Genomic DNA, 18,532 nt, shown 5'->3' with positions numbered 1-18,532 from the left:
CGAGGGGTGGGACAGGTGGTCTACTTGTTGTCGGCCCACTTGGTGGTGCCGTCCGGCGCGTTCAGCGTCTCCAGCAACTCGATGCCGGCGATGATCAGCGTGGGTCCGCCGGCGATGATGGTGCCGACCAGGCCGCCGATCGCCGCACCGGTCACGATGGTCGCGAGGCCGAAGACGCCCCCGGCGAAGCCGATCAAACCGATGGCCGCGCCGATCACGGTGCCGATGAAACCACCGATGGTGGAGGCGACCGCGAACTGCGAGCTGAACTGATCCATTGCCCGCCGGTTCTCCAACGGAGAGGCGATCGGCGCGACGGGGGCGGCCTTGGTGAAATCCTTGACCGCGGTCAGTTCGAGGGTGGTGCCGCCGTCTCGGAGCGCGTGCGGTAGCGGGAATTCCAAGCCGTCGTGCCGGAACGACAGCGGCAGTGTGACCACCGCGTTGCCGTGGGCGTCGTTGATATCCACCGAGTTGCCGGCGAGCTCGAACGAGCCGCCGGTGATGGTGGTGATGATCTTCTCGCCCACCAGTTTCGTCTGGTACCCGATCGGGGGTGCGGCGGCCGGTTCCGCGGACGCGGTGCCGGAACCGACGGCAACCGCGACGACAAGCGGTGCGGCGGCCGCGGTGATCTTACGGAGGAACATTTCCCGGTTTCCCATCTTCATCAGATTCGTGCAATCCCTACCAACGCCCTGCGAGCCGAAAATCCTTCCCCCCGAAGCCATGCAGGTCGGATCTGATCCAGGCAACAATGGCGCAGAAGGTCAATTTACCGTGCCGTAGCCGGCGGGGACCCCAGAATCCGGGGCATACCGGTGGGTTTGAAATGTCCGCGAATCACCTTGGCAAATCGAGGATTTCAGATCTGGCTTTTCGCCTTTTCCAAGGCTTTGGCATTCGCGTCGTCCTGCTGCTGGAACGCCTGGGCGATCGAGTCGACACCGCCCGCGAGGGATTCCACACATTTGCCGAGCGCTTCGATGCCCTGCAAACCGGACTCGGCGTCCGGGACGTACTTCTTGGCGAAATTCTCGCCGATCTCGTCGGCGCCCCAGCATTCGCCCTCGGCCTGGACCACGGTCTGCACGTTCTTGATCGCGGCGATGACCTTGTCGGCGACCGTGGCAATGCCCGGCTTGGTGGCGGCGAGCGCGTCCGGGTCGACCTTCAGGGTGCTCATTTGCCGCCCTCCAGGTAGCTGCGGTTGCGGTAGTACTCCTCTTCGGCCTCCGGATCGAGCTCGACCGGCTCCTCCGGCGCGGCGGCGGGATCCGGGAGCAGCTGGTGCACCAAGTCTTTGATGCTGGGCGCGCCGGGCACCAGATCGGGCAGATCCGGAATGTCGACGCCGAGCTGCCCGACCGACCCGAACGCGCGCCGCGCCTCCTCGCCGGCCAGATTGGCGGCGGCCTGGGTGGCCTCGGTGATCGAGCGGCCCAGCTTCTCCGGCGTGGACCGTTTGAACGCCTCCGGATCGACGTGCACCTCGACCGGAACCCCGGCGGAATTGGCGGTGACCCGGATCAGGTTGTCGGTGGACCACGCGGACACCGTGGCCGTCGCCAATCGCGCCTGCGCCGCCGCGAATTCGCGCTGCTGCTGCTCGAAGATCGAGAGCAGGGAATCCACCTCCCCGCGCAATGCCTCGTTGCGAGCGCGTAGCGCCTCACCCTCCATGCCGGCCATGCGGTTATCCCCTCGTCTCGCTCCGTCAGTTATATGGACGCGGCAGAGCGCCCCGCGGTTCCATATTGCCCGGCACCAGTCAGATCACCCAGTCGAGCAGCACCGCACCCGCGCACACCGCGACGACGACCCCGAGAGCGAACGCGTCGCGCCGGGTCGGAGCGCTGGGATGCGCGGTGAGCTGACCGGTGCCGCCGCGCGCGGTGATGGCCTCGCCGAGCTCGCTGGCGCGGCGGGTGGCGACGGCCATGGCGGCGGTGAGGATATCGATGAGCGCGGTATCGGCGGCCCGTTCGAGCAGCCGGTCCTTCGGTCGAAGCTTGCGGGCCGCACGCAGGATTCGGATCTCTTCCAGCAGTAGGGGCAGGCTGCGCAGCATAAGGGCGACGACGACGGCCCATTCGTCCACGGGCAGGCGCAGTCTACGCAGCGGTGCGCCCAATTTCGCCAGGGCGGGCGCGATTTCGCCCATCGGGGTGGTCCACGCGATCAGGAACGAAGCCGCCACCAGCACCAGGCCGAAGACGAAAATCTGGAAGAAGGCGAGCACCGACTTCGGGCCGACGGCCAGGTTCAACAAGCCGCCCGCGGCGACCAGGACCCAGAACAGCAGCGGCAGCCGCGGCAGGGTATTCAACGGCAATCGGGCGGTGTAGCCGATCGCGAGCAGGAACACGATCATGATTCCGAGCATCAGCCAGGACGGCCGGAACATCAGGACCACGCTGATCAGGAACGCCGCGATCATCTTGGTGCCCGCCCACAGGCTGTGCACCGGGCTGCTCACCGGCACCTGACGGAACAGCACCATGCTCATGCCTGTCCTCCCTGTTCGAGCCGCCACGCGGGGTCGCCGGTGCGATGCGGCGAATGCGATTGCCACGCTGCGTTTTTCGCGTCACCCAGCAGCGGGTCGGCTTCCAGAACGCGCCCCTCCGCCAGATGCACCGTGCGGTCGCACACCGCCGCCATGTCGGCAACGTCGTGTGAGATGACGATCAGCGTCAACCCGGAATCGCGCAGGCGGGCAAGCAACTCGACGATATCGGCGCGGCCGCGCGGGTCCAGCCCCGCCAGCGGTTCGTCCAGCACCACCACCTGCGGACGGCTCGCCACGATCGCGGCGAGCACCACCCGTTTCGCTTCGCCGCCACTGAGTTCCTCGATGGAACGGGTTGCCATCGAACGATCCAGGCCCACCGCATCCAGCGCGCGGCCGACCGCGCCGGTACCGGTGGCCCGGCCGCCCCAGTCGGCGATCTCGTCGCCGACGGTCTGCTTCTGTAATTGCAGCCGGGAGTGCTGGAAGGCCAGCTCGACCCGGCCGATCTGCTTGCTCACCGGTTTGCCTTCGAGATGGCAACGGCCCGCGGTGGGTTCGATGAGTCCGGCGAGAATCCACGCCAGCGTGGACTTTCCGGAACCATTGCCGCCGACCACGAGCAACGCTTCACCGCGCCGCACCGACAGGTCGACGCCGTGTAAGGCAGCGGCCTCCCACGGTGTGCGGCGGTTGTAGACGTAGTGGACGTCGCGCAATTCCAGCAGCGGCGCTCCCATCGGGTGCCGCCGGTCGTCGCGCACCGGCCGGGGCCACGCGGGCAGCTTCTCGACCGCGCGTCCGTCGGCCAGGTGCACCACTCGCTGCGCCGCCGCCGCGTCGGCTTCGTGATGGGTCACCAGCACCACCGCCATCGGATGCCGCTTCGGCAGATCAGCCAGCAGGGACACCAGTTCCGCGCGGCCGTCGGGGTCGATCATCGAGGTGGCTTCGTCGGCGATGAGCAGCGCGGGCCGCCGGGCCAGGGCGGCCGCCACCGCCAGCCGCTGCTGCTGGCCACCGGACAGCGCCGCTGTCTCCTTGCCGCCCATCCCCGCCAGGCCCACCTCGGTGAGCAAGCCCTCGACATCCACCTGGCCGGCCAATTCCTCGGGTAGACCCCAGACCACATCGTCGGCGACCAGCACGCCGAGCGTCTGACTCTCCGGCCGTTGCAACACCAGCGCGGTGCCGCCGAGATGTCCGAGGCCGGCCGACCCGGGCCGCTCTACCGCGCCGGTGGTCGGCGGCAGCCCGGCCAGCAACCGGGTCAGCGTCGACTTGCCGGAACCGTTGTGACCGACGACCGCCAGGAACTCGCCGACCCGCACCGACAGATCGATCTCGTGCAATGCCTCGCCCCGGGCGCCGGGGTAGCGGAAACCCGCGCCCCGCAACGTCACCGGCAGCGGCGCGATCGGCCGGTCGTCGACCGGCGCGTCCAGACGGTCCCGGCTCGGCAGCCAGGCCAGCCGGTCCAGCACCGAACCGAGGACGAACCAGGACACCAGCGCGCTCACCAGCACACCGGCGGCGACGCCACCCCCGATATAGAGCCACCACCAGCGCAGCACCGCGTCGGTGATGTCGGCCACGGCTTGCCCGAGCGGCGCGAGTTGCGGAGCGCGTTCCAGAATCTTCTGCGTGCCGCGTGCGGTATCCCGGATGGAATGGAAGAACAGCATGCGGGTCTGGGTGAACAGCAACAGCATGGCGACCGAGAAGAACCCCCAGGCCACCCCGGCCAGCACTGCCAGCCCGAGCACCGAGAAGAAGCCGCCGCCCCGGCGTTTCACCCCGCCGATGATGCCGCCGATGGTGGCGGTCCCGAGAATCCCGATCGCGGGCATCATGCCGGCTGCGACAAAGGTCACCAGGGTGGCCGCGACCGTCGTGGTGGCCAGCGCGCGCAGCCGATAGCGGTGCGCCAGCATGCCCATCGGTACCGCGGCCACCAATTGCAGGGCGGCCGCGAGCGGTACGACCGCCCCTACGGTGACCAGGCCGACCGTCACTCCGCCCAGCACCGCCCCGGTCGCCAGCTCGATCGGCCGCAGTGGGCCGTGTTCTGGGGAACCGGGCGGGGGCGCGGTCGTCAGCTCATGCACGGATCAAGTCTGCCAGTGCGGGGTCGGCGATAGGACGCCTCCACGTGTGGACGGGGGCGACTGTTACGTCGTGCGGGTCAGGGTGTAGTCGGCGGGATCCAGGGTGCGGATCCGGCGGCGGTAGCTGGTCTGCGAGCCCGGCCAGTTATTGGTGATGCGACCGGAGGCGGTGCGGTACCAGCTGGTGCAGAAGTTCCACGGCGTGCGGGCCAGGCGTTTCTGCAGGGCGTCGTTGTATTCCGCTTCGAGTTCCGCGCGCACCTCGAGCGAGTGGCCGGGACGATCGGCGAGGAATTGGACGGCCTGGCGGATGTAGCGGGCCTGCGATTCCATCATGTAGATGATGGAACCGACACCGAGGTTGGTGTTCGGGCCGTAGACCAGGAACAGATTCGGGAATTCCGGCACGGTGATGCCGTAGTAGGCGTGCGCGCCGTCCGCCCAGGCGTCGGCGAGCTTGCGGCCGCCGCGGCCGAAGATCCGCATGGGCCAGAGGAATTCGGTGCCCTTGAACCCGGTGCCGTAGATGATCACGTCGGCCTCGTGCAGCGTGTCGTCCGCCGTGCGGATGCCCTCGGGGGTGATCTCGGTGATGGTCGCGGTCTCGACGTGCACATTGGGCTGAGTCAGCGCCGGGTAGTAGTCGTTGGAGAAGAGGCCGCGCTTGCACCCGATCGGATAGTCGGGCGTGAGCTTGGCGCGCAACGCGGGGTCGGCCACCTGCTTACGCAGATGCCGGGAGGCGATCTTCGCCACGAGCCGCGCGATCGCCGGAAACTCCACCAGGCCCAGCGAGATGAATTCCGCCAGGGCCCACCAGCCGAAGCGCTCGGCGAGCAGCACGCCGGGCAGGCGGGCGAAGAGTTTGTGCTGGACCGGGGAGTAGTCGGTGTCGAACTTGGGGATCACCCAGGCGGGGGTGCGCTGGAACAGGGTGAGGCGACCGGCCTTCGGCTGGATCTCCGGAATGTATTGGACGGCACTGGCTCCGGTGCCGATGCAGGCGACTCGCTTACCGGTCAGCTCGACGCTGTCGTCCCATGCGGCGGAATGGAAAGCCTTGCCCGCGAAGGTTTCCAGGCCCGGGATGGCGGGCAGCGCTGGGCGGGACAGCTGGCCGACGGCGGGAATCAGGATGTCGCAGGTCCGATCCGTTCCGTCGGCGGTGCGCACGGTCCAGCGGGCGGTGACCTCGTCGAATTCGGCGTCGGTGACCTCGGCGCCGAATACGACGGCGTCGAGCAGCTGATGCCGCTGGGCCACGCCGCGCAGATAGTCGTGAATGGCGGCCCGGCCCGAATAGCGCTGCGGCCAGTCCGGTTTCGGTTCGAACGAGAAGGAGTAGAGTGGGGAGGGCACATCGCAGGCGGCGCCCGGGTAGGTGTTCTCCCGCCATACGCCGCCGAGGTCGTCGGCACGTTCCAGGAGGGTGATATCGCTGAACCCGTGTCGGCGCAGCTCGATCGCTATGCCGATGCCGCCGAACCCGGCGCCGATGATGAGGATCGAGGGACCTGTGCGCTGTGTCATGTGCTGCTGCCTGCTGATCGATGCCGCTACCGTCTGTGATTCGCCCCACAGACGTTCCTCTCCACTGTAGGGCCGGTTGACGACTCGATCGACAAATTCGGCCATAATGGCAACATGACCTCCGATCCGGGACAGCGATTGCTCGATCCTGGGATTCGCGACTGGAATTTCCCGCGCGGTATCGCCAGCGTGGCGCTGATGGTCGGCTACGCGGACGAGCACGGGGTGCCCAGCGCCCGGATGCTGGCCGGGACGGGACTGAGCGAGTCGACGCTGCGCAACCCCGACGCGCAGATCGACGCGCACCTCGAACTCGCGGTCATCCGGAACCTGGTCCGCGAACTCGCCGGCGTGCCCGCGCTGGGCGTGGAGGTCGGCCGGCGCTACCGGATCACCACCTTCGGGATCTTCGGATTCGCCTGCGTGAGCAGTCCGACATTGGGCGAGGCGATCGCGTTCGCGTTGCGCTATCTGGAACTGAGCTTCACCTTCTGCCTGCCGGTCGCGGAATGGAACGCGGGCGAGTTCGTGGCCTGGGTGCACGACGAGGCGGTGCCCGCCGATGTGCGGCAATTCCTCGTCGAGCGCGACGTGACCGCGATGAATCAGGTGATGGGCGACCTGCTGGGCGCCCCGCTGCCGCTGGCACGTGCCGAATTCCGCTTCCCCGAGCCGCCTTACGCCGACCGGATCCAGCAGGTCACCGGTATCCCACCGCGCTTCGGTCGGCCGCACAATCTGTTCGCGCTCGACCCCGCGGTGCTGGAACAGCCACTGCCGCAAGCCAATAAACACACCTGGGCGATGTGCCTGGCGCAGTGCCGCGCACTGGTGGATCGCCGCCGCGCCCGCACCGGTATCGCGGCGCAGGTGCGTGAGCTGCTGGTGCCCGGCGGTGCCGACGGATTCTGCGCGCCGCCCGGAATCGATTCGGTCGCAAGCCGGCTCAATATGAGCACGCGCACGCTGCGCCGCCACCTCGACGGCGCGGGCACCAGCTATCGCGCGCTGCTGGACGAGGTGCGCCGCGCGCTCGCCGAGGAAATGCTCACCGCCACACCGCTTTCGGTCAGTGATGTGGCGATCCGCCTGGGCTATGCCGAATCGTCCACCTTCATCTACGCGTTCAAGCGCTGGACCGGAAGCACCCCCGCCGCCTATCGCCGGGAACGCGCGCAGAGCAGGTGAGGCTCACCCGTGCGGTGTGGGCCGCGGACCGGGTTCGCTCGGCAGCACCCCGACCCGACCACCCATCGGCACAGTGCGGAAATGTGTTGTGATGCGGTGGTTCTCGATGACGTGCAGCGCGACCGAGGGGTCTGGCGCGTAATCCATGACGTGATCGGGGACTTCGAGTTCCCACTCGCCGGCCAGAACCGAGGCGGTGCTGGGAGCGATCAGCAGGGGCTTGCCCGCGAACGTCGTGGTCGCCGCGGAATGCGCGTGGCCGGTGAGCACGCCGAGGATGCGGTCGTCGTCGATGACGAGTTTCGCGAGCCGGTCCGGATCCGCCAGGGCGATCACGTCGACCACCGGGCTGAACAGGGGTGCGGGCGGATGGTGCAGTGCCAGCAGGATCGGTTTGTCGGCGGGCGCGCCCTGTAGGACTTCGCTCAGCCAGTCGTAGGTTTCCGGCGCCAGGGATCCGCTGGGCTCGCCGGGGATGGTCGAATCCAGCAGCGCCACAGTCACACTCGAGGCCGACGTACTGTCCGCGATCCAGGCGACCTGGTTGATCGGGGTGTTGCTCGCGGGTTCATCGAGCAGGCCGGTCCGGAAGGCGGCGCGGTCGTCGTGATTGCCGGGCAGGAAGTGCACGGGAAGCTCTGACCGCAGCGTGGCCGCGGCCTGCGCGTACTGTTCAGCCCGACCGGAATCGGTGACGTCGCCGGTGACCAGAACGGCGTGCGGCCGGTGGCGCAGACCGGCGAGGAAGGTCATCACCCGCTCGGCGCGTTCGGCGTTGCGGGCGCCGAGATCGAAGTGTGTATCGCTGACCTGAGCCACCAGGATCATCGGCATCCGCTTTCTGTGGGGATCGCTGCGTTGCGTTCCGAGTGCGCCCGAGGCGCCTCTTCAGGCTAAGTGACCTGGGCATTATCCGTCGCCATGAGGCTCACCACCTGCGGTCGGCAGCCGTCCGTTCAGTGACGAGCCTCACATCTGTGCGGCGACGAGGTCCTTCGCGGCGCTCAGCAGGGCGGCCGGATCGAGCTCGACCGGTTCCCAGAAATCCGGACCCGGCGTGGCCTCCAGCCTGAGCTCGGGCGGCGTGCGCCAGGGCGCGGTGAGGCCGAGGCGCCAGGAATGCAGATGCGCCCGAGAGTGCGCGCCGGACTTGTCGAACAGCGGGTCGCCGACGATGGGATGGCCGATCCAGGCCAGGTGCACGCGGATCTGGTGGCGCCGGCCGGTGACGGGACGCAGCGCGAGGACCGCGCGGTCACCGGTACGCGCCACCGTCGCGAAGTGCGTGAGCGACGGATAGTTCTTACCGGCGAGCAGATCGGCCTCGTCGACATACCAACGGCCGGAACCAGATTCGCGAATGGCCTCGCGCGGGGCGGCGATCCGCACCCGGTTCTTGCGCCCGACCCCGAGCGGCAGATCGAGGACGCCGCGGTCGGGCAGGTCCGAGCCTTCGACGATCGCCAGATACGCCTTGTCCGCGGTCTGCTTGTTGAACTGACGGGTCAGCTGACCGTGCGCCCCGAGTTCGCGCGCCAGCAGAATCAACCCGGAGGTCACCTTGTCGATTCGGTGTACGGGGTACAGCGTTTCACCCGCGGCCGCGGCCAGCTCGACGAGATCGGTGTCGTGCCGCTCTCCGGTCACCGATATACCCGCGGGCTTGTTCAACGCGAGGATCGCCGCGTCTTCGCTGACGAGATACCGTTCGCGCAGCTCCGCCCAGTTCATCTCCACTCGGTGAGCTTAATCGGGAGGCGGAAATGCCTCACTGCGCGCCGCGGCCGACCTATCCTGGGCCCTGCCCGCTTTTCCGAATTCCGAGACAGCGTCTCGGCCGCGAGTAGGAGACAGCAGTGAGCAGTAGCGATACCGAAGCGGGGAGGAAGCAGGCCGCCCGGGGAATAGCGGGCGGCGCGGCAGACGGGGCGGGTAAACACGGCGGCATGGGGGACAAGGACGCGCCGAAAAAGGAAGCGAGCCAGCGGCCCGCCGGCTCGAACGCCCGCCCGAAACCGAGCATGATGCCGCGCAAGAAGCCCGACTGATCAGCCGTTCTTGCTGCGCAGCACGTGCGGTCGCAGGCGGTTGAAGCCACGGACCCGCACACTGCGCAGGTTCCGGATGTCGAACTCGGGCTCACCGGCCAGCGCCGCGGCGGCGCCGTCATCGATGAGAATGGTGCCGGGCCGCGCGACGCCGGTGAGCCGCGACGCCGTATTGACCACCGAGCCGTACAGATCGCCGAAACGCTGCAGCACCGGACCGTAGGCCAGCGCTACCCGCAGGTCGGGAGTGCCGCCGACCATCATGGTGGACTCCTGGATGGCCAGTGCGATACGCGCGGCGTCGGCGGCCGTCTCCGCCGCGAACATGACCTCATCGCCCACGTTCTTGATCACCCACCCGCCGTTGTCGGTGATCGCGGCGGTGGTCGTGGATTCGAAGGCCTCCAGCAGCATGGACAGCTCGTCCGGGTGCAGATGCCGGGTCAGCCGCGTGTAGCCAACCATGTCGGCGAAGCCGACGGCCAGCTCCCGGGTGGAGTCCTCGGCGGGGGTACCGCCGTCGATCGAGCGGGCCAGCGCGGCTGCCAGGTGCCTGCGCCAGGCATACGTCTGCAAGTCCTCCAGCACCGCGATGGTGGCCGCGGTGGCGGCGCGGGCGGTCTCGACGGGGTCGGCGTCCTCGCCGCTGTGCGCGGCCTGGGTGATCCGGTCGACGATCTCCGACAGCACCAGATCGGCCTGCCACTCCGCGAGCCGCGCCATGCTCTGGCCCAGCGTGCGGGCCGCGGCCGCCTGCTGTCGCACGTCAGCGGCCGCGACCACGCCCAAACCGCGGAAATCGCGGACCGCCTCGATGTCGGCCTCGGTGTACTCGACGGCGCTGTCGTCCGGGTTGGCCGGGAAGCCGAGCGCCGTCCACAGCCGCTTGGACACCTCGGTCGGCACGCCCGACCGCTCCGCCACTTCGCGCCGGTTGTACCGGCGCGTCCCGGCCAGCAGATGGGACTCCACCACCTGCTGAACGAGCTCCGCCATCTGCTTGTCCTTCATGATCGCCACCTTACGAGGGTCAGGGTCGGCACCCGTGGGTGCCGCACTGCGTCCGGCCTGCCTCGAGCGGCTCGCCATGCGCCTTCGATCGATCAGTTGAGTTGTAGCCACTGCCCGGCGGACGGGATGCCGTCCGGGCTCACGGCGAAGACCATGTACCAGCCGGGTGGCGCCAGCGCGGGGTTGGACGGCATGGTCAGAGTGATCGAATCCGCGGTGCTGGTGAACTCGATGTCCACCAGGCGCTGCTCGTTGTCGCTGGAGTGTGTGGTCGCTCCGGGCCGGACGAGATTGACCTCCCGAATCGAGCCGCTGACGGTCGCGGTGACGGCACCGCCGTAGGCGGCGGTATCGGCGTCGAGCTGGAGCTCCGGCCGCGGTCCCTGGAAAAGGTATGGCGGCCAGAACATCTCGATTCGCAGTTCCTCGGTCTTGCGGGCCGGGTTGGAGCCCGCGGTGACCACCTTGCCGTCCGGGGTGAGCAGCGCGATCGAGTGGTAGAGCCGCGCCACCCGGCACGGCCCGGTGTGCATCCAGGTGCCGTGCGCCGGGTCGTAGATCTCCGCGTGCGGCGGCGCGGCGTGCGCCATCTCCTCCATGCCGGACCCGCCGGTCGCCAGCACCGTGCGGTCGGGCAGCAGGACCGCGCACAGATGCATGCGGGCGTGGTCCATCGGCGGAGCCGGAACATATTCCGGGAACGGACCTTTCAGATCGACGATCCGCGCGTCTGCCAAAGCGGGTGCGGGACTGTGCATATCGAAGCCACCGCCGCCGAGGATCAGTACCTTCTGGTCCTGCGCGGGCGGCAGCAGCACGCTGGCCGACTGGTTGCGCGACCCCGGGTCGACCAGACCCGGCACCTCCTGGACGGTTCCGGTGGCCGGATCCCAAATGCTCGGGCGCATACCGTTGTTGCCGCCGTATTGGCCGCCGGTATAGAACACCCGGCCGTCGGCGAGCAGGACGAGGTGCCCGTACATGGGGATCGGGCCGGGCACCGGCAGCTGGGACCAGGTGCGGGTCGCGCGGTCGAACAGCTCCGGCACCACGGACAGGAAATTGTCGTGGCCGAGCCCGGACACCGCGACGGCGTTACCGTTCGGCAGGGTGACCAGAGACGGGTACCAGCGTCCGAAAGCCATGTCCGGCACGGCATTCCAGGTCGATTCCAGCGGGTCGAAGAGCAGCGCGTCTTTCAGTCCGTAGAACGGGTCGTAGCGCTCGGTACCGCCCGCGGCGAGCAGCTGACCGTCGGGCAGGAACGTCTGTCCGACACAGAACAGGTCGATCGGCGTATCCGGTGCGGTGAATCCGGGGCGCGGATAATGCCAGACCCGCGTGCGGAATTGGTGTGCGTTGTGCTGGTCGGGGTCGTTGCCGGAACCGGCGAAGAACAACACGTCACCGGTGTGCAGCAGCGCCGCGTGCACCGGATTGATCTCGGTACCGAAGTCGAGAACGCGCCAAATACCCATGTGCGCCGCGTGTTCCAGACCGGTCTCGATCTCCACGACACGGAGGTAACCGGCATTGCGACCTGGCGGATTGTCGATGGTGCAGATCACCAGCTCCGGGATTCCACCGGTCGGCCGCAAAGCGACTGCCGCGCCTTGGTTTTCGTGGTATCCCCAGGGTAGTTCGGTCCAGCCGCCCCACCCGTCGAGGCAGTGCCCGGAACCGTCCAGGCCCCAGCCGATGGTGTACACGCCGGAGTTGACGCCGCCGGGATTGTCGACCGCGAACACCAGCAGGGCCGGTCTGCCGTCGCCCATCGGATTCTCCGCCACGGTGATTCCCGCGCCCTGGTTCTCGAACCCGTACCAGTCGGGTACCGCTACCCAGGGTGTCCACTCGGCCACCACGCCGTCGGCCGTGAGGCCTTTGCCCAGGCGGAACTGCCCGGTGTTCTGCCCCGGCGGATTGTCGACGGCGAGCACCACCAGCGCCGGCTGACCGTCGAGGCGGGTGAGTGCGATATCCGCGCCCTGGTTCTCCCAGCCGTACCAGTCGGGCACGGGCCGCCAGGGCGTCCAGCCGCCGGTGACCGTGCCGTCGGGGGACAGGTCCCGGCCGATCCGGAAGTAGCCCTGATTCTGATCGGGCGGATTGTCGACCACGAAGACGACCAGATCCAGCTGCCCGTTGCCGCTGAGGTCGGCGAGCGCGACGCCCGCCCCCTGGTTCTGCCAGCCGAACCACTCGGGAATGTCGTGCCACGGGCCCCACTGCGCGACGGTGCCATCGGTGGCCAGCGCGGTACCGACTCGGTACAGCCCGGCATTCTGGCCGTCGGGGTCGTCGACCATGAGAACCACGACATCCGGTGTGCCGTCACCGGTTACGTCGGCGATCGCGAGACCGCAATCCTGGTTCTCGGCCGCGAACCAGTCCGGGATCGCAACGAATTCTCCTGCCACTGCTCCATACTCGTGCGCGATCGCCGATCACGCCAGGGGCGCAAGCAGTTATCCGCTACTTCACTACGCGCAGCGTGTGCAGCGAGCTGTCGGCGGCGTCCGGAATGTTCATCCCGGCGTCCAATCCGGAGCGCAGGTACTCGACTACAGCTTCGTTGATCCGCTCGCCGGGCAGGATGACCGGAATGCCGGGCGGATAGGGCGTGATCTGTTCGGCGGCGATCCGGCCCGCCGCCTGTTCGCTCGGCACCGCTTCGACCGGACCGAAGAACGCGTCACGGGGGAGCAGAACCTGGTCGAGCTGGAGGTCATCCGGCGATGGCAATGAAATCCGTTGGGGCGCAGCAGGTTTCACTTGCTGCCGCCAGTCGGCGAGCGCCTGGGTCAGAGTATCGACGGTTTTCTCGTCGTCCGCCATCGACAGCGTGGCCAGGACGCGGCGATGATCGATCAGCCCCATATCCAGGTTGCGGTGCTCGCGCAGCCAGTCAGCGGCCTCGTAACCGGTTGCGCCCGTGGCGGACACATCCATCAGCACCTGCAGCCGGTCCAGATCGTGTGAGGCCTCGACGCCCAGCAGTTCCTCCTCCATCACCTCGATGCCGGGTATCTCCGCCAGCTGATCACGCGCTCGCCGTGCGACTTTCAGCGCGGCGTCGAGCAAATCGTGCCCTTGCTCGACCATCTGCCGCCGCCAGCCGTCGAGCGCGGTATAGACGAGCACGTTCGGGCTGGTGGTCATGAGCAGATCGGCGCAGGCACTGAGGCGGTCCGGATCGATCAGATCGCCCTGCAGGTGGAACACCGAGCCTTGCTCGAAACCCGCGCCCATCTTGTGCACGCTCACCACGCAGACGTCAGCCCCCACGTCCATGGCCCAGGTGGGCAGGTCCGGATGAAACGGCAGATGCGCGCCCCAGGCCTCGTCCACGATGAGCGGTTTACCGCGCTCATGGCACACCTCGACGATCCCGGCCAGATCCGCGCAGGTCCCGTACGGGCTCGGGCTGACGATCAGACAGCCCGCGGCGTCCGGGTGCCGTTCCCAGGCTTCGCGAACCTGGTCGGGCGACGGCGGATGCGAGAAATGCCGGTCGGCGTCCCAGCGCGGCGGAATCCAGCGCGGCAGCACTCCGGAGAAGATCAGCCCCGCGACAATCGATTTGTGGCTGTCGCGAGCAACCAGCAACCCACCCTCCTGGCCGCCGGCGACCGCCATCATCGCCGCCTTCACCGACAGCGAGCTACCGCAGGTGGAGAAGAAAGCGTGCTCGGCGCCGACGGCGTCGGCCATCAGCGATTCGGCGTCTTTCAGATAGCCGTTGCGGGACAGGCGGTTGTCGAGGCCTGGTCCGGCCAGCACATCGGATCGGAAAGCGTCCGGACCCATGACATCGAGGACCCGCTTGTCCGCACCGCGTCCCTGCCGATGCCCCGGCGGCGTGAACCCATATCTGCCGACGCGGTGATAGTCGGCCAAGGCGTCCACCAGCGGGGCTCGTGAGTGGTCCATAGGTGTCGTGCTACCCCGAACCGAGGCCCGCTAATCGTCAGTTCACCACCGCCTTAACCGCGGTTAAGGCCGTAGACGACGATCGCCCCTCCCAGCCGGGAGGGGCGATCGGAGAAACCGGCTCAGGACACCAGTTGCCGGAGTTCGGCGATCAGCGCCTGCACGCCCGGCCGGTCGAGATGCGCGAGCAGCGCCGGGGCCAGGGTTTCGGTGCCGACATCCCACTTCTTGAAGGACTTGGTCAGCTGGTCGACGCCGACCGGGGCGGGCGACTTCTTCTCCGCCTTCGGCTCCTCGTTCTTGTTGAGCGATGCCTGCCAGCGTGCCACCTGGTCTTCCGCGGGCACCTGAGCGAGGCTGCGCGCCACCCGGATCGCGAGCTCGCCGGCCCGGAGCTTCTGCTGCAACTGCGGCGCCAGCTTCAGCAGCGCCCGCCGCTGCGAGACCCAGGCCTCGGTCTTGCCCAGCGCCGCCGCCGCGGCCGAGCCGGTCCCGCAATCGGCGACCAGCGCCTCTACCGCCCGCGCCTCCTCGATCACATCGAGGTTCTCCCGCTCCACGTTCTCCCGGATGGCGGCGGTCCGCAGCGTCGCCCGGCTCGCGGCGACCTCGTCCTTGACCACCAGTTCCAGCTTCTCGCAGCCGTACTTCTGCGCGGCCGCCAATCGACGGCAACCGTTGATGACCACCAGCTTCGCCGCACCGAGTTCCGGCTCGTCCTCGGGCCACAACTTCAGATACGCGGCGCGAGTGACCACCAGCGCGGGCTGCAACTGGAGTTCGGCGATCGATTCCAGCTCCTCCAGATTCAGGTCGCCCTCGCGTGGGTTGCGCGGGTTGGCGACCAGATCCGCCAGCGGGGCCGAGGTCATCGGCCCGGGATTCAGCAGCGCGTCGGGCCGGCCGGCCGGCTGGTCAGCGCCGTGTGCCGAATTCTTGCCGTCCACCGGTGAATTCGCCCCGGTCGAATGCACCAGCGAGGCCAGGTCGGTACGTTTACCGCGCGCCATCAGCGGCCACCCGTCTTCAATTCCAGCGCCAGTCGCGCGAAATCCTGACGACATTCCAGCGAGACGCGGTTCTTCGGATACTGGGTGACCACCACGCCGTCGGCCGAGGCCCGGGTATGCACTTTGTAATGGCGGACAACGGTATTCGCCAGGGGCCATTCGTTGGCTTTCACGAACGCTTTGGTCTGTTCCAGGTCGACCTCGCCGTCACGTGGGTCCCAGTTGTTGATGACGACCAGGTAGTCCAGTCCCCGCGGCTTGATCAGGGTTTCGATGGTGCGGGCCGTGGGATCGAAACTCAGCGGTTCTGGTTCCAACGGGACCAGTACGTGGGTGGCGGAGTCCAGCGCGGCGTGCAGCGCGTCGGCGTAGGCGAGGCCGTGCAGCGGGTCCTCGGCGGTGCCCTCGTGCCCCATCCAGCCCGGGGTATCGACGAAAACCTGCTTGATCCCGTCCAATTCCCGTAGTCGGCGCAGGCCCGCCACGTCCTCGTGGGTCTGCACGATATGGAAGGGAAGCACTTTCATGCGTTCGGCCCACCAGGCCGCCGAGCCCTGGGGGTCGATGCTGACCACCGCGACGGGGGAGGGCTCGTTCGGGTCGCTCGCCAGGACCTCGGCGGTAGTCGCGGCCAGGTTCATCGACAGCGTCGACTTACCGACGCCGCCTTTCTGATTGAGTATGAGCTCGACTTCGGCATTCGGCATATGCGCGGTCACCTCCGTGTGCTTCACCCGCCACCGGTGGGCTACTTCGGATTTCGGGGGACTTCGCCGTATATATCTGCGGCGCTTCCGAACATAAACCGGCCGGATTGGTCTCCGGTGATGACGCGACGAATGCGAGGACAGTTATCGCTTTGTTATCGCGCCACGCGAGTGTTGCATTTGGTGCAGGAATTGCATCGGTGTCATATGGGTTATGGAACAGCTGTACGAATGAGTCACCGTGATGGTTTTCGAATCAGATTCGAGGCGTTGGTGATCGACGTTCCAGCAAACCGGCGTCCTCGGAGCGAGCATCGGAGGACCGATTCATGGCTAGACATTTGTGGCGTTTCATCGTTGGTGGTCTGCTCATCGCCGCCGGCGCCCTAGGCATCATGCTCTACACCGCGGGAACCGCGGCAGCTCAGGAAGTGAAGATTCCCGGTGTCGGGACCATCGAAATCCCGAACGAGATCCAGATTCCCGCCGGAGTGCCCGGCATCGAAGTCCGCCCGCAGGCGCCCGCCGCGGTCGCACCCGGCTTCGAACAGCCGATGACGACCGCCCCGCTGCGGATCGAATTGGAGAGCGAGACTCTGGCCGCTCCCGCCTACGACATTCCCGTCGGGCCATTCGTGGTCGGCCCCGCCGAACCCGAAACCCCGGCGCAATCGGACGACGAGTCGATGCGGTTGACGGCGCTCGAAGCCGCCCGCTCGCGGCTCGGCGCCGATTACAACCCAGGATCGAATGGACCCGATTCCTTCGACTGCTCCGGTCTGGTGCAGTGGTCCTACGAGCAGGCCGGTGTCGACCTCCCGCGCACCAGCTACGAGCAGGCGGCCACGGGCACGCCGGTCCCACTCGATGAACTGGAACCGGGCGACGTCGTCACCTTCTACGACGGTGGCCACTCCGCGCTGTACGCCGGCGACGGCGAGGTCATCCATGCCTCGACCAGTGGCCGGGGCGTGGAGATCTCCCCGATGGAGTCCATGCCGGTCACAGGAGCTCGCCGCCCGTAGCGCGCGGTACCCGCGGCAGTTTCGGCTTGATCTGGATGACCGCGGAAGCGGCGGTGAGATCCCGGCCCTTGGTCTCCGGCGCACCCCACAGGCAGATCAGGAAGCCGAGAGCGGTGACCGCGGCGGCGCACAGGAAGGTCGTGCTCGTGCCGAGATTGTCCAGTGACCACGGCAGCAGAAAAGTTCCGAGCGCCGCGCCGACCCGGCTGATCGAGGTAGCGAATCCGACCGCGGTAGCCCGGATATGCGTGGGGAACAACTCGTTCGGATAGGTCCAGTCCAGCACATTGGGTCCGCCGCAGAAGAACGCGTACAGGCACAGCATGACGAACGCCAGCAGCATCGGCATACTCGGCCAGATTCCGATGGCCAGCACCGGAATGATCATCAACCCGAAACACCAGACGATGGTCGGACGACGGCCGACGGTATTGATCAGACGCATGGCGGGCAGGCAGCCGATCAGGAACACCAAGCTGATCAACGCGACGCCGAGGGTGTCCATCCAGGTGCCCTTGGGCATACCGAAGCTTTCCAGAATGCGCGGGCCGAAGGTCAGCATCGCGAACAGCACCGCGACCTGACACAGGAAGAATCCGCAGCAGAAGATGGTCCGTTTGCGAAAAGCCGGGGTGAACAGTTCGCGTATGGATCCCTGGTGCTGTGCCTCCGAGGGCTCGATCAATTCCGCCGGGGCCACCTTCTCGCCGAGGTACTTCTCGATCATGTGCGCGGCTTCGTTCTCGCGGCCGTGCTGCGCCAGCCAGCGCGGCGACTCCGGCGCGGTGGTCTGCCGGATGATGAGGAAGAACACACACAGCACGGCCCCGCTGGCCAGCTGCCAGCGCCAGCTGCCGTTACCGAAGAATGTCAGGCAGAAATAGCCGACCACATAGGCGAGCACCGACCCCAGATACCAGGCGACGATCTGGAATCCGAGCAGGGTGCCGCGATGTTTTCGGGGCAGCCATTCGCTCAGCAATGAGGTGGCGATCGGATAGTCGGCGGCCACCGCCATACCGAGGACGAAACGCAGGATCACGATCAGCCACACCGATTCGGTCCAGAACGACAGCACCGAGCACAGCGCCATCACCACCAGGTCGGCGGTGTACATGACCTCGCGTCCGATCTTGTCGGTGAGCACGCCGAACAGCGCGCCGCCGATGAACATGCCGATCAGCGCGGAGGCGCCGATGAGGCTGATGTCGGCGGTGCTCAAATCGAGTTCGTCGGTCATGCCGATCAGCGCCGTGCCGACGATGCTCAGGATGTAGCCGTCCAGCAGCGGCCCACCCGAGCAGGCAATCGCGAGGCGCGCGTGGAATCCGGTGAAGGGTGCGTCGTCGATGACAGTGGTAATCAGAGCCTCCTCGCCAAAACCCCCGGACAGCGAACACGAAGCAAACGCTGCGAACCTACCCGGTGCGGTCGTCCGCCCGCCGACCGACACGCGAATT

The 18,532-nt window shown here is 67.5% G+C and carries 17 protein-coding genes; 3 read left to right on the top strand and 14 right to left on the bottom strand.

Going from position 1 to position 18,532, the window contains the following annotated elements; translation table 11 throughout:
- Positions 1-20: 20 nt before the first annotated feature.
- From BJ987_RS02235 to BJ987_RS02210, 6 genes are all read right to left on the bottom strand, one after another.
- Positions 21-665 (bottom strand): DUF8020 domain-containing protein, encoded by a 645-nt coding sequence (locus BJ987_RS02235; protein WP_307869421.1) that lies wholly within the window; start codon positions 663-665, stop codon positions 21-23.
- Positions 666-865: 200 nt separating this feature from the next.
- On the bottom strand, positions 866-1,186 hold the full coding sequence (locus BJ987_RS02230) for a hypothetical protein (RefSeq protein ID WP_209884193.1): 321 nt from the start codon (positions 1,184-1,186) through the stop codon (positions 866-868).
- Positions 1,183-1,692 (bottom strand): YbaB/EbfC family nucleoid-associated protein, encoded by a 510-nt coding sequence (locus BJ987_RS02225; protein WP_209884191.1) that lies wholly within the window; start codon positions 1,690-1,692, stop codon positions 1,183-1,185. The genes BJ987_RS02230 and BJ987_RS02225 overlap by 4 nt, the downstream gene beginning before the upstream one ends.
- Positions 1,693-1,771: 79 nt before the next feature.
- Positions 1,772-2,509: an energy-coupling factor transporter transmembrane component T family protein gene (locus tag BJ987_RS02220; RefSeq protein ID WP_209884189.1), complete on the bottom strand. Its 738-nt coding sequence runs from the start codon at positions 2,507-2,509 to the stop codon at positions 1,772-1,774.
- Positions 2,506-4,620 carry an ABC transporter ATP-binding protein gene (locus BJ987_RS02215; RefSeq protein WP_209884187.1) on the bottom strand — a complete coding sequence of 705 codons (2,115 nt, stop codon included), beginning with the start codon at positions 4,618-4,620 and terminating at the stop codon, positions 2,506-2,508. Before BJ987_RS02215 ends, BJ987_RS02220 begins: the two co-directional genes overlap by 4 nt.
- A 63-nt stretch (positions 4,621-4,683) precedes the next feature.
- Positions 4,684-6,150, bottom strand: a complete 1,467-nt coding sequence (locus tag BJ987_RS02210) for a flavin-containing monooxygenase (RefSeq protein WP_209884185.1) — start codon at positions 6,148-6,150, stop codon at positions 4,684-4,686.
- Positions 6,151-6,264: 114 nt separating this feature from the next.
- Between BJ987_RS02210 and BJ987_RS02205 the strand changes: the two genes are divergently transcribed.
- Positions 6,265-7,338: an AraC family transcriptional regulator gene (locus BJ987_RS02205; protein ID WP_209884184.1), complete on the top strand. Its 1,074-nt coding sequence runs from the start codon at positions 6,265-6,267 to the stop codon at positions 7,336-7,338.
- Positions 7,339-7,341: 3 nt separating this feature from the next.
- Here the strand turns inward: BJ987_RS02205 and BJ987_RS02200 are convergent, their stop codons facing one another.
- Positions 7,342-8,172, bottom strand: a complete 831-nt coding sequence (locus BJ987_RS02200; RefSeq protein WP_245365775.1) for a metallophosphoesterase — start codon at positions 8,170-8,172, stop codon at positions 7,342-7,344.
- A 135-nt stretch (positions 8,173-8,307) separates the two neighbouring features.
- Entirely contained in the window at positions 8,308-9,069 is a 762-nt protein-coding gene (locus BJ987_RS02195) for an RluA family pseudouridine synthase (protein WP_245366405.1), read from the bottom strand.
- A gap of 125 nt (positions 9,070-9,194) precedes the next feature.
- Here BJ987_RS02195 and BJ987_RS02190 point away from each other — a divergent pair, with 125 nt between their 5' ends.
- Complete coding sequence (locus BJ987_RS02190) at positions 9,195-9,386, top strand: hypothetical protein (RefSeq protein ID WP_209884180.1); 192 nt, start codon at positions 9,195-9,197, stop codon at positions 9,384-9,386.
- On the opposite strand, the gene BJ987_RS02185 is transcribed toward BJ987_RS02190, so the two are convergent.
- From BJ987_RS02185 to BJ987_RS02165, 5 genes are all read right to left on the bottom strand, one after another.
- On the bottom strand, positions 9,387-10,400 hold the full coding sequence (locus BJ987_RS02185; RefSeq protein WP_372446924.1) for an adenylate/guanylate cyclase domain-containing protein: 1,014 nt from the start codon (positions 10,398-10,400) through the stop codon (positions 9,387-9,389).
- 89 nt (positions 10,401-10,489) lie between these two features.
- Positions 10,490-12,817, bottom strand: a complete 2,328-nt coding sequence (locus BJ987_RS37950) for a galactose oxidase-like domain-containing protein (protein ID WP_209884176.1) — start codon at positions 12,815-12,817, stop codon at positions 10,490-10,492.
- Between the two features lie 55 nt (positions 12,818-12,872).
- Entirely contained in the window at positions 12,873-14,330 is a 1,458-nt protein-coding gene (locus BJ987_RS02175) for an aminotransferase class I/II-fold pyridoxal phosphate-dependent enzyme (RefSeq protein ID WP_209884175.1), read from the bottom strand.
- A gap of 122 nt (positions 14,331-14,452) precedes the next feature.
- Complete coding sequence (locus BJ987_RS02170) at positions 14,453-15,340, bottom strand: ParB/RepB/Spo0J family partition protein (RefSeq protein ID WP_209884173.1); 888 nt, start codon at positions 15,338-15,340, stop codon at positions 14,453-14,455.
- Entirely contained in the window at positions 15,340-16,047 is a 708-nt protein-coding gene (locus tag BJ987_RS02165) for a ParA family protein (protein WP_209897740.1), read from the bottom strand. Before BJ987_RS02165 ends, BJ987_RS02170 begins: the two co-directional genes overlap by 1 nt.
- A 329-nt stretch (positions 16,048-16,376) precedes the next feature.
- Between BJ987_RS02165 and BJ987_RS02160 the strand changes: the two genes are divergently transcribed.
- Entirely contained in the window at positions 16,377-17,072 is a 696-nt protein-coding gene (locus BJ987_RS02160; RefSeq protein ID WP_245365774.1) for a C40 family peptidase, read from the top strand.
- Here BJ987_RS02160 and BJ987_RS02155 read toward each other — a convergent pair.
- Positions 17,050-18,525 (bottom strand): MFS transporter, encoded by a 1,476-nt coding sequence (locus BJ987_RS02155; protein WP_209884171.1) that lies wholly within the window; start codon positions 18,523-18,525, stop codon positions 17,050-17,052. The two genes, BJ987_RS02160 and BJ987_RS02155, sit on opposite strands and share 23 nt — an antisense overlap.
- Positions 18,526-18,532 lie beyond the last annotated feature (7 nt).

Source organism: Nocardia goodfellowii (genome assembly GCF_017875645.1).
Classification (GTDB): Bacteria; Actinomycetota; Actinomycetes; order Mycobacteriales; family Mycobacteriaceae; genus Nocardia; species Nocardia goodfellowii.
This window is presented reverse-complemented; position numbering and strand designations above follow the sequence as displayed.

Bases quoted from the DNA above. Each gene is read 5' to 3' on its own strand.
- BJ987_RS02210 (WP_209884185.1), bottom strand. From the start codon at position 6,150: ATGACACAGCGCACAGGTCCCTCGATCCTCATCATCGGCGCCGGGTTC.
- BJ987_RS02220 (WP_209884189.1), bottom strand. From the start codon at position 2,509: ATGAGCATGGTGCTGTTCCGTCAGGTGCCGGTGAGCAGCCCGGTGCAC.
- BJ987_RS02205 (WP_209884184.1), top strand. From the start codon at position 6,265: ATGACCTCCGATCCGGGACAGCGATTGCTCGATCCTGGGATTCGCGAC.
- BJ987_RS02230 (WP_209884193.1), bottom strand. From the start codon at position 1,186: ATGAGCACCCTGAAGGTCGACCCGGACGCGCTCGCCGCCACCAAGCCG.
- BJ987_RS02225 (WP_209884191.1), bottom strand. From the start codon at position 1,692: ATGGCCGGCATGGAGGGTGAGGCGCTACGCGCTCGCAACGAGGCATTG.
- BJ987_RS02170 (WP_209884173.1), bottom strand. From the start codon at position 15,340: ATGGCGCGCGGTAAACGTACCGACCTGGCCTCGCTGGTGCATTCGACC.
- BJ987_RS02175 (WP_209884175.1), bottom strand. From the start codon at position 14,330: ATGGACCACTCACGAGCCCCGCTGGTGGACGCCTTGGCCGACTATCAC.
- BJ987_RS02195 (WP_245366405.1), bottom strand. From the start codon at position 9,069: ATGAACTGGGCGGAGCTGCGCGAACGGTATCTCGTCAGCGAAGACGCG.
- BJ987_RS02235 (WP_307869421.1), bottom strand. From the start codon at position 665: ATGGGAAACCGGGAAATGTTCCTCCGTAAGATCACCGCGGCCGCCGCA.
- BJ987_RS02160 (WP_245365774.1), top strand. From the start codon at position 16,377: ATGGCTAGACATTTGTGGCGTTTCATCGTTGGTGGTCTGCTCATCGCC.
- BJ987_RS02200 (WP_245365775.1), bottom strand. From the start codon at position 8,172: ATGCCGATGATCCTGGTGGCTCAGGTCAGCGATACACACTTCGATCTC.
- BJ987_RS02165 (WP_209897740.1), bottom strand. From the start codon at position 16,047: ATGCCGAATGCCGAAGTCGAGCTCATACTCAATCAGAAAGGCGGCGTC.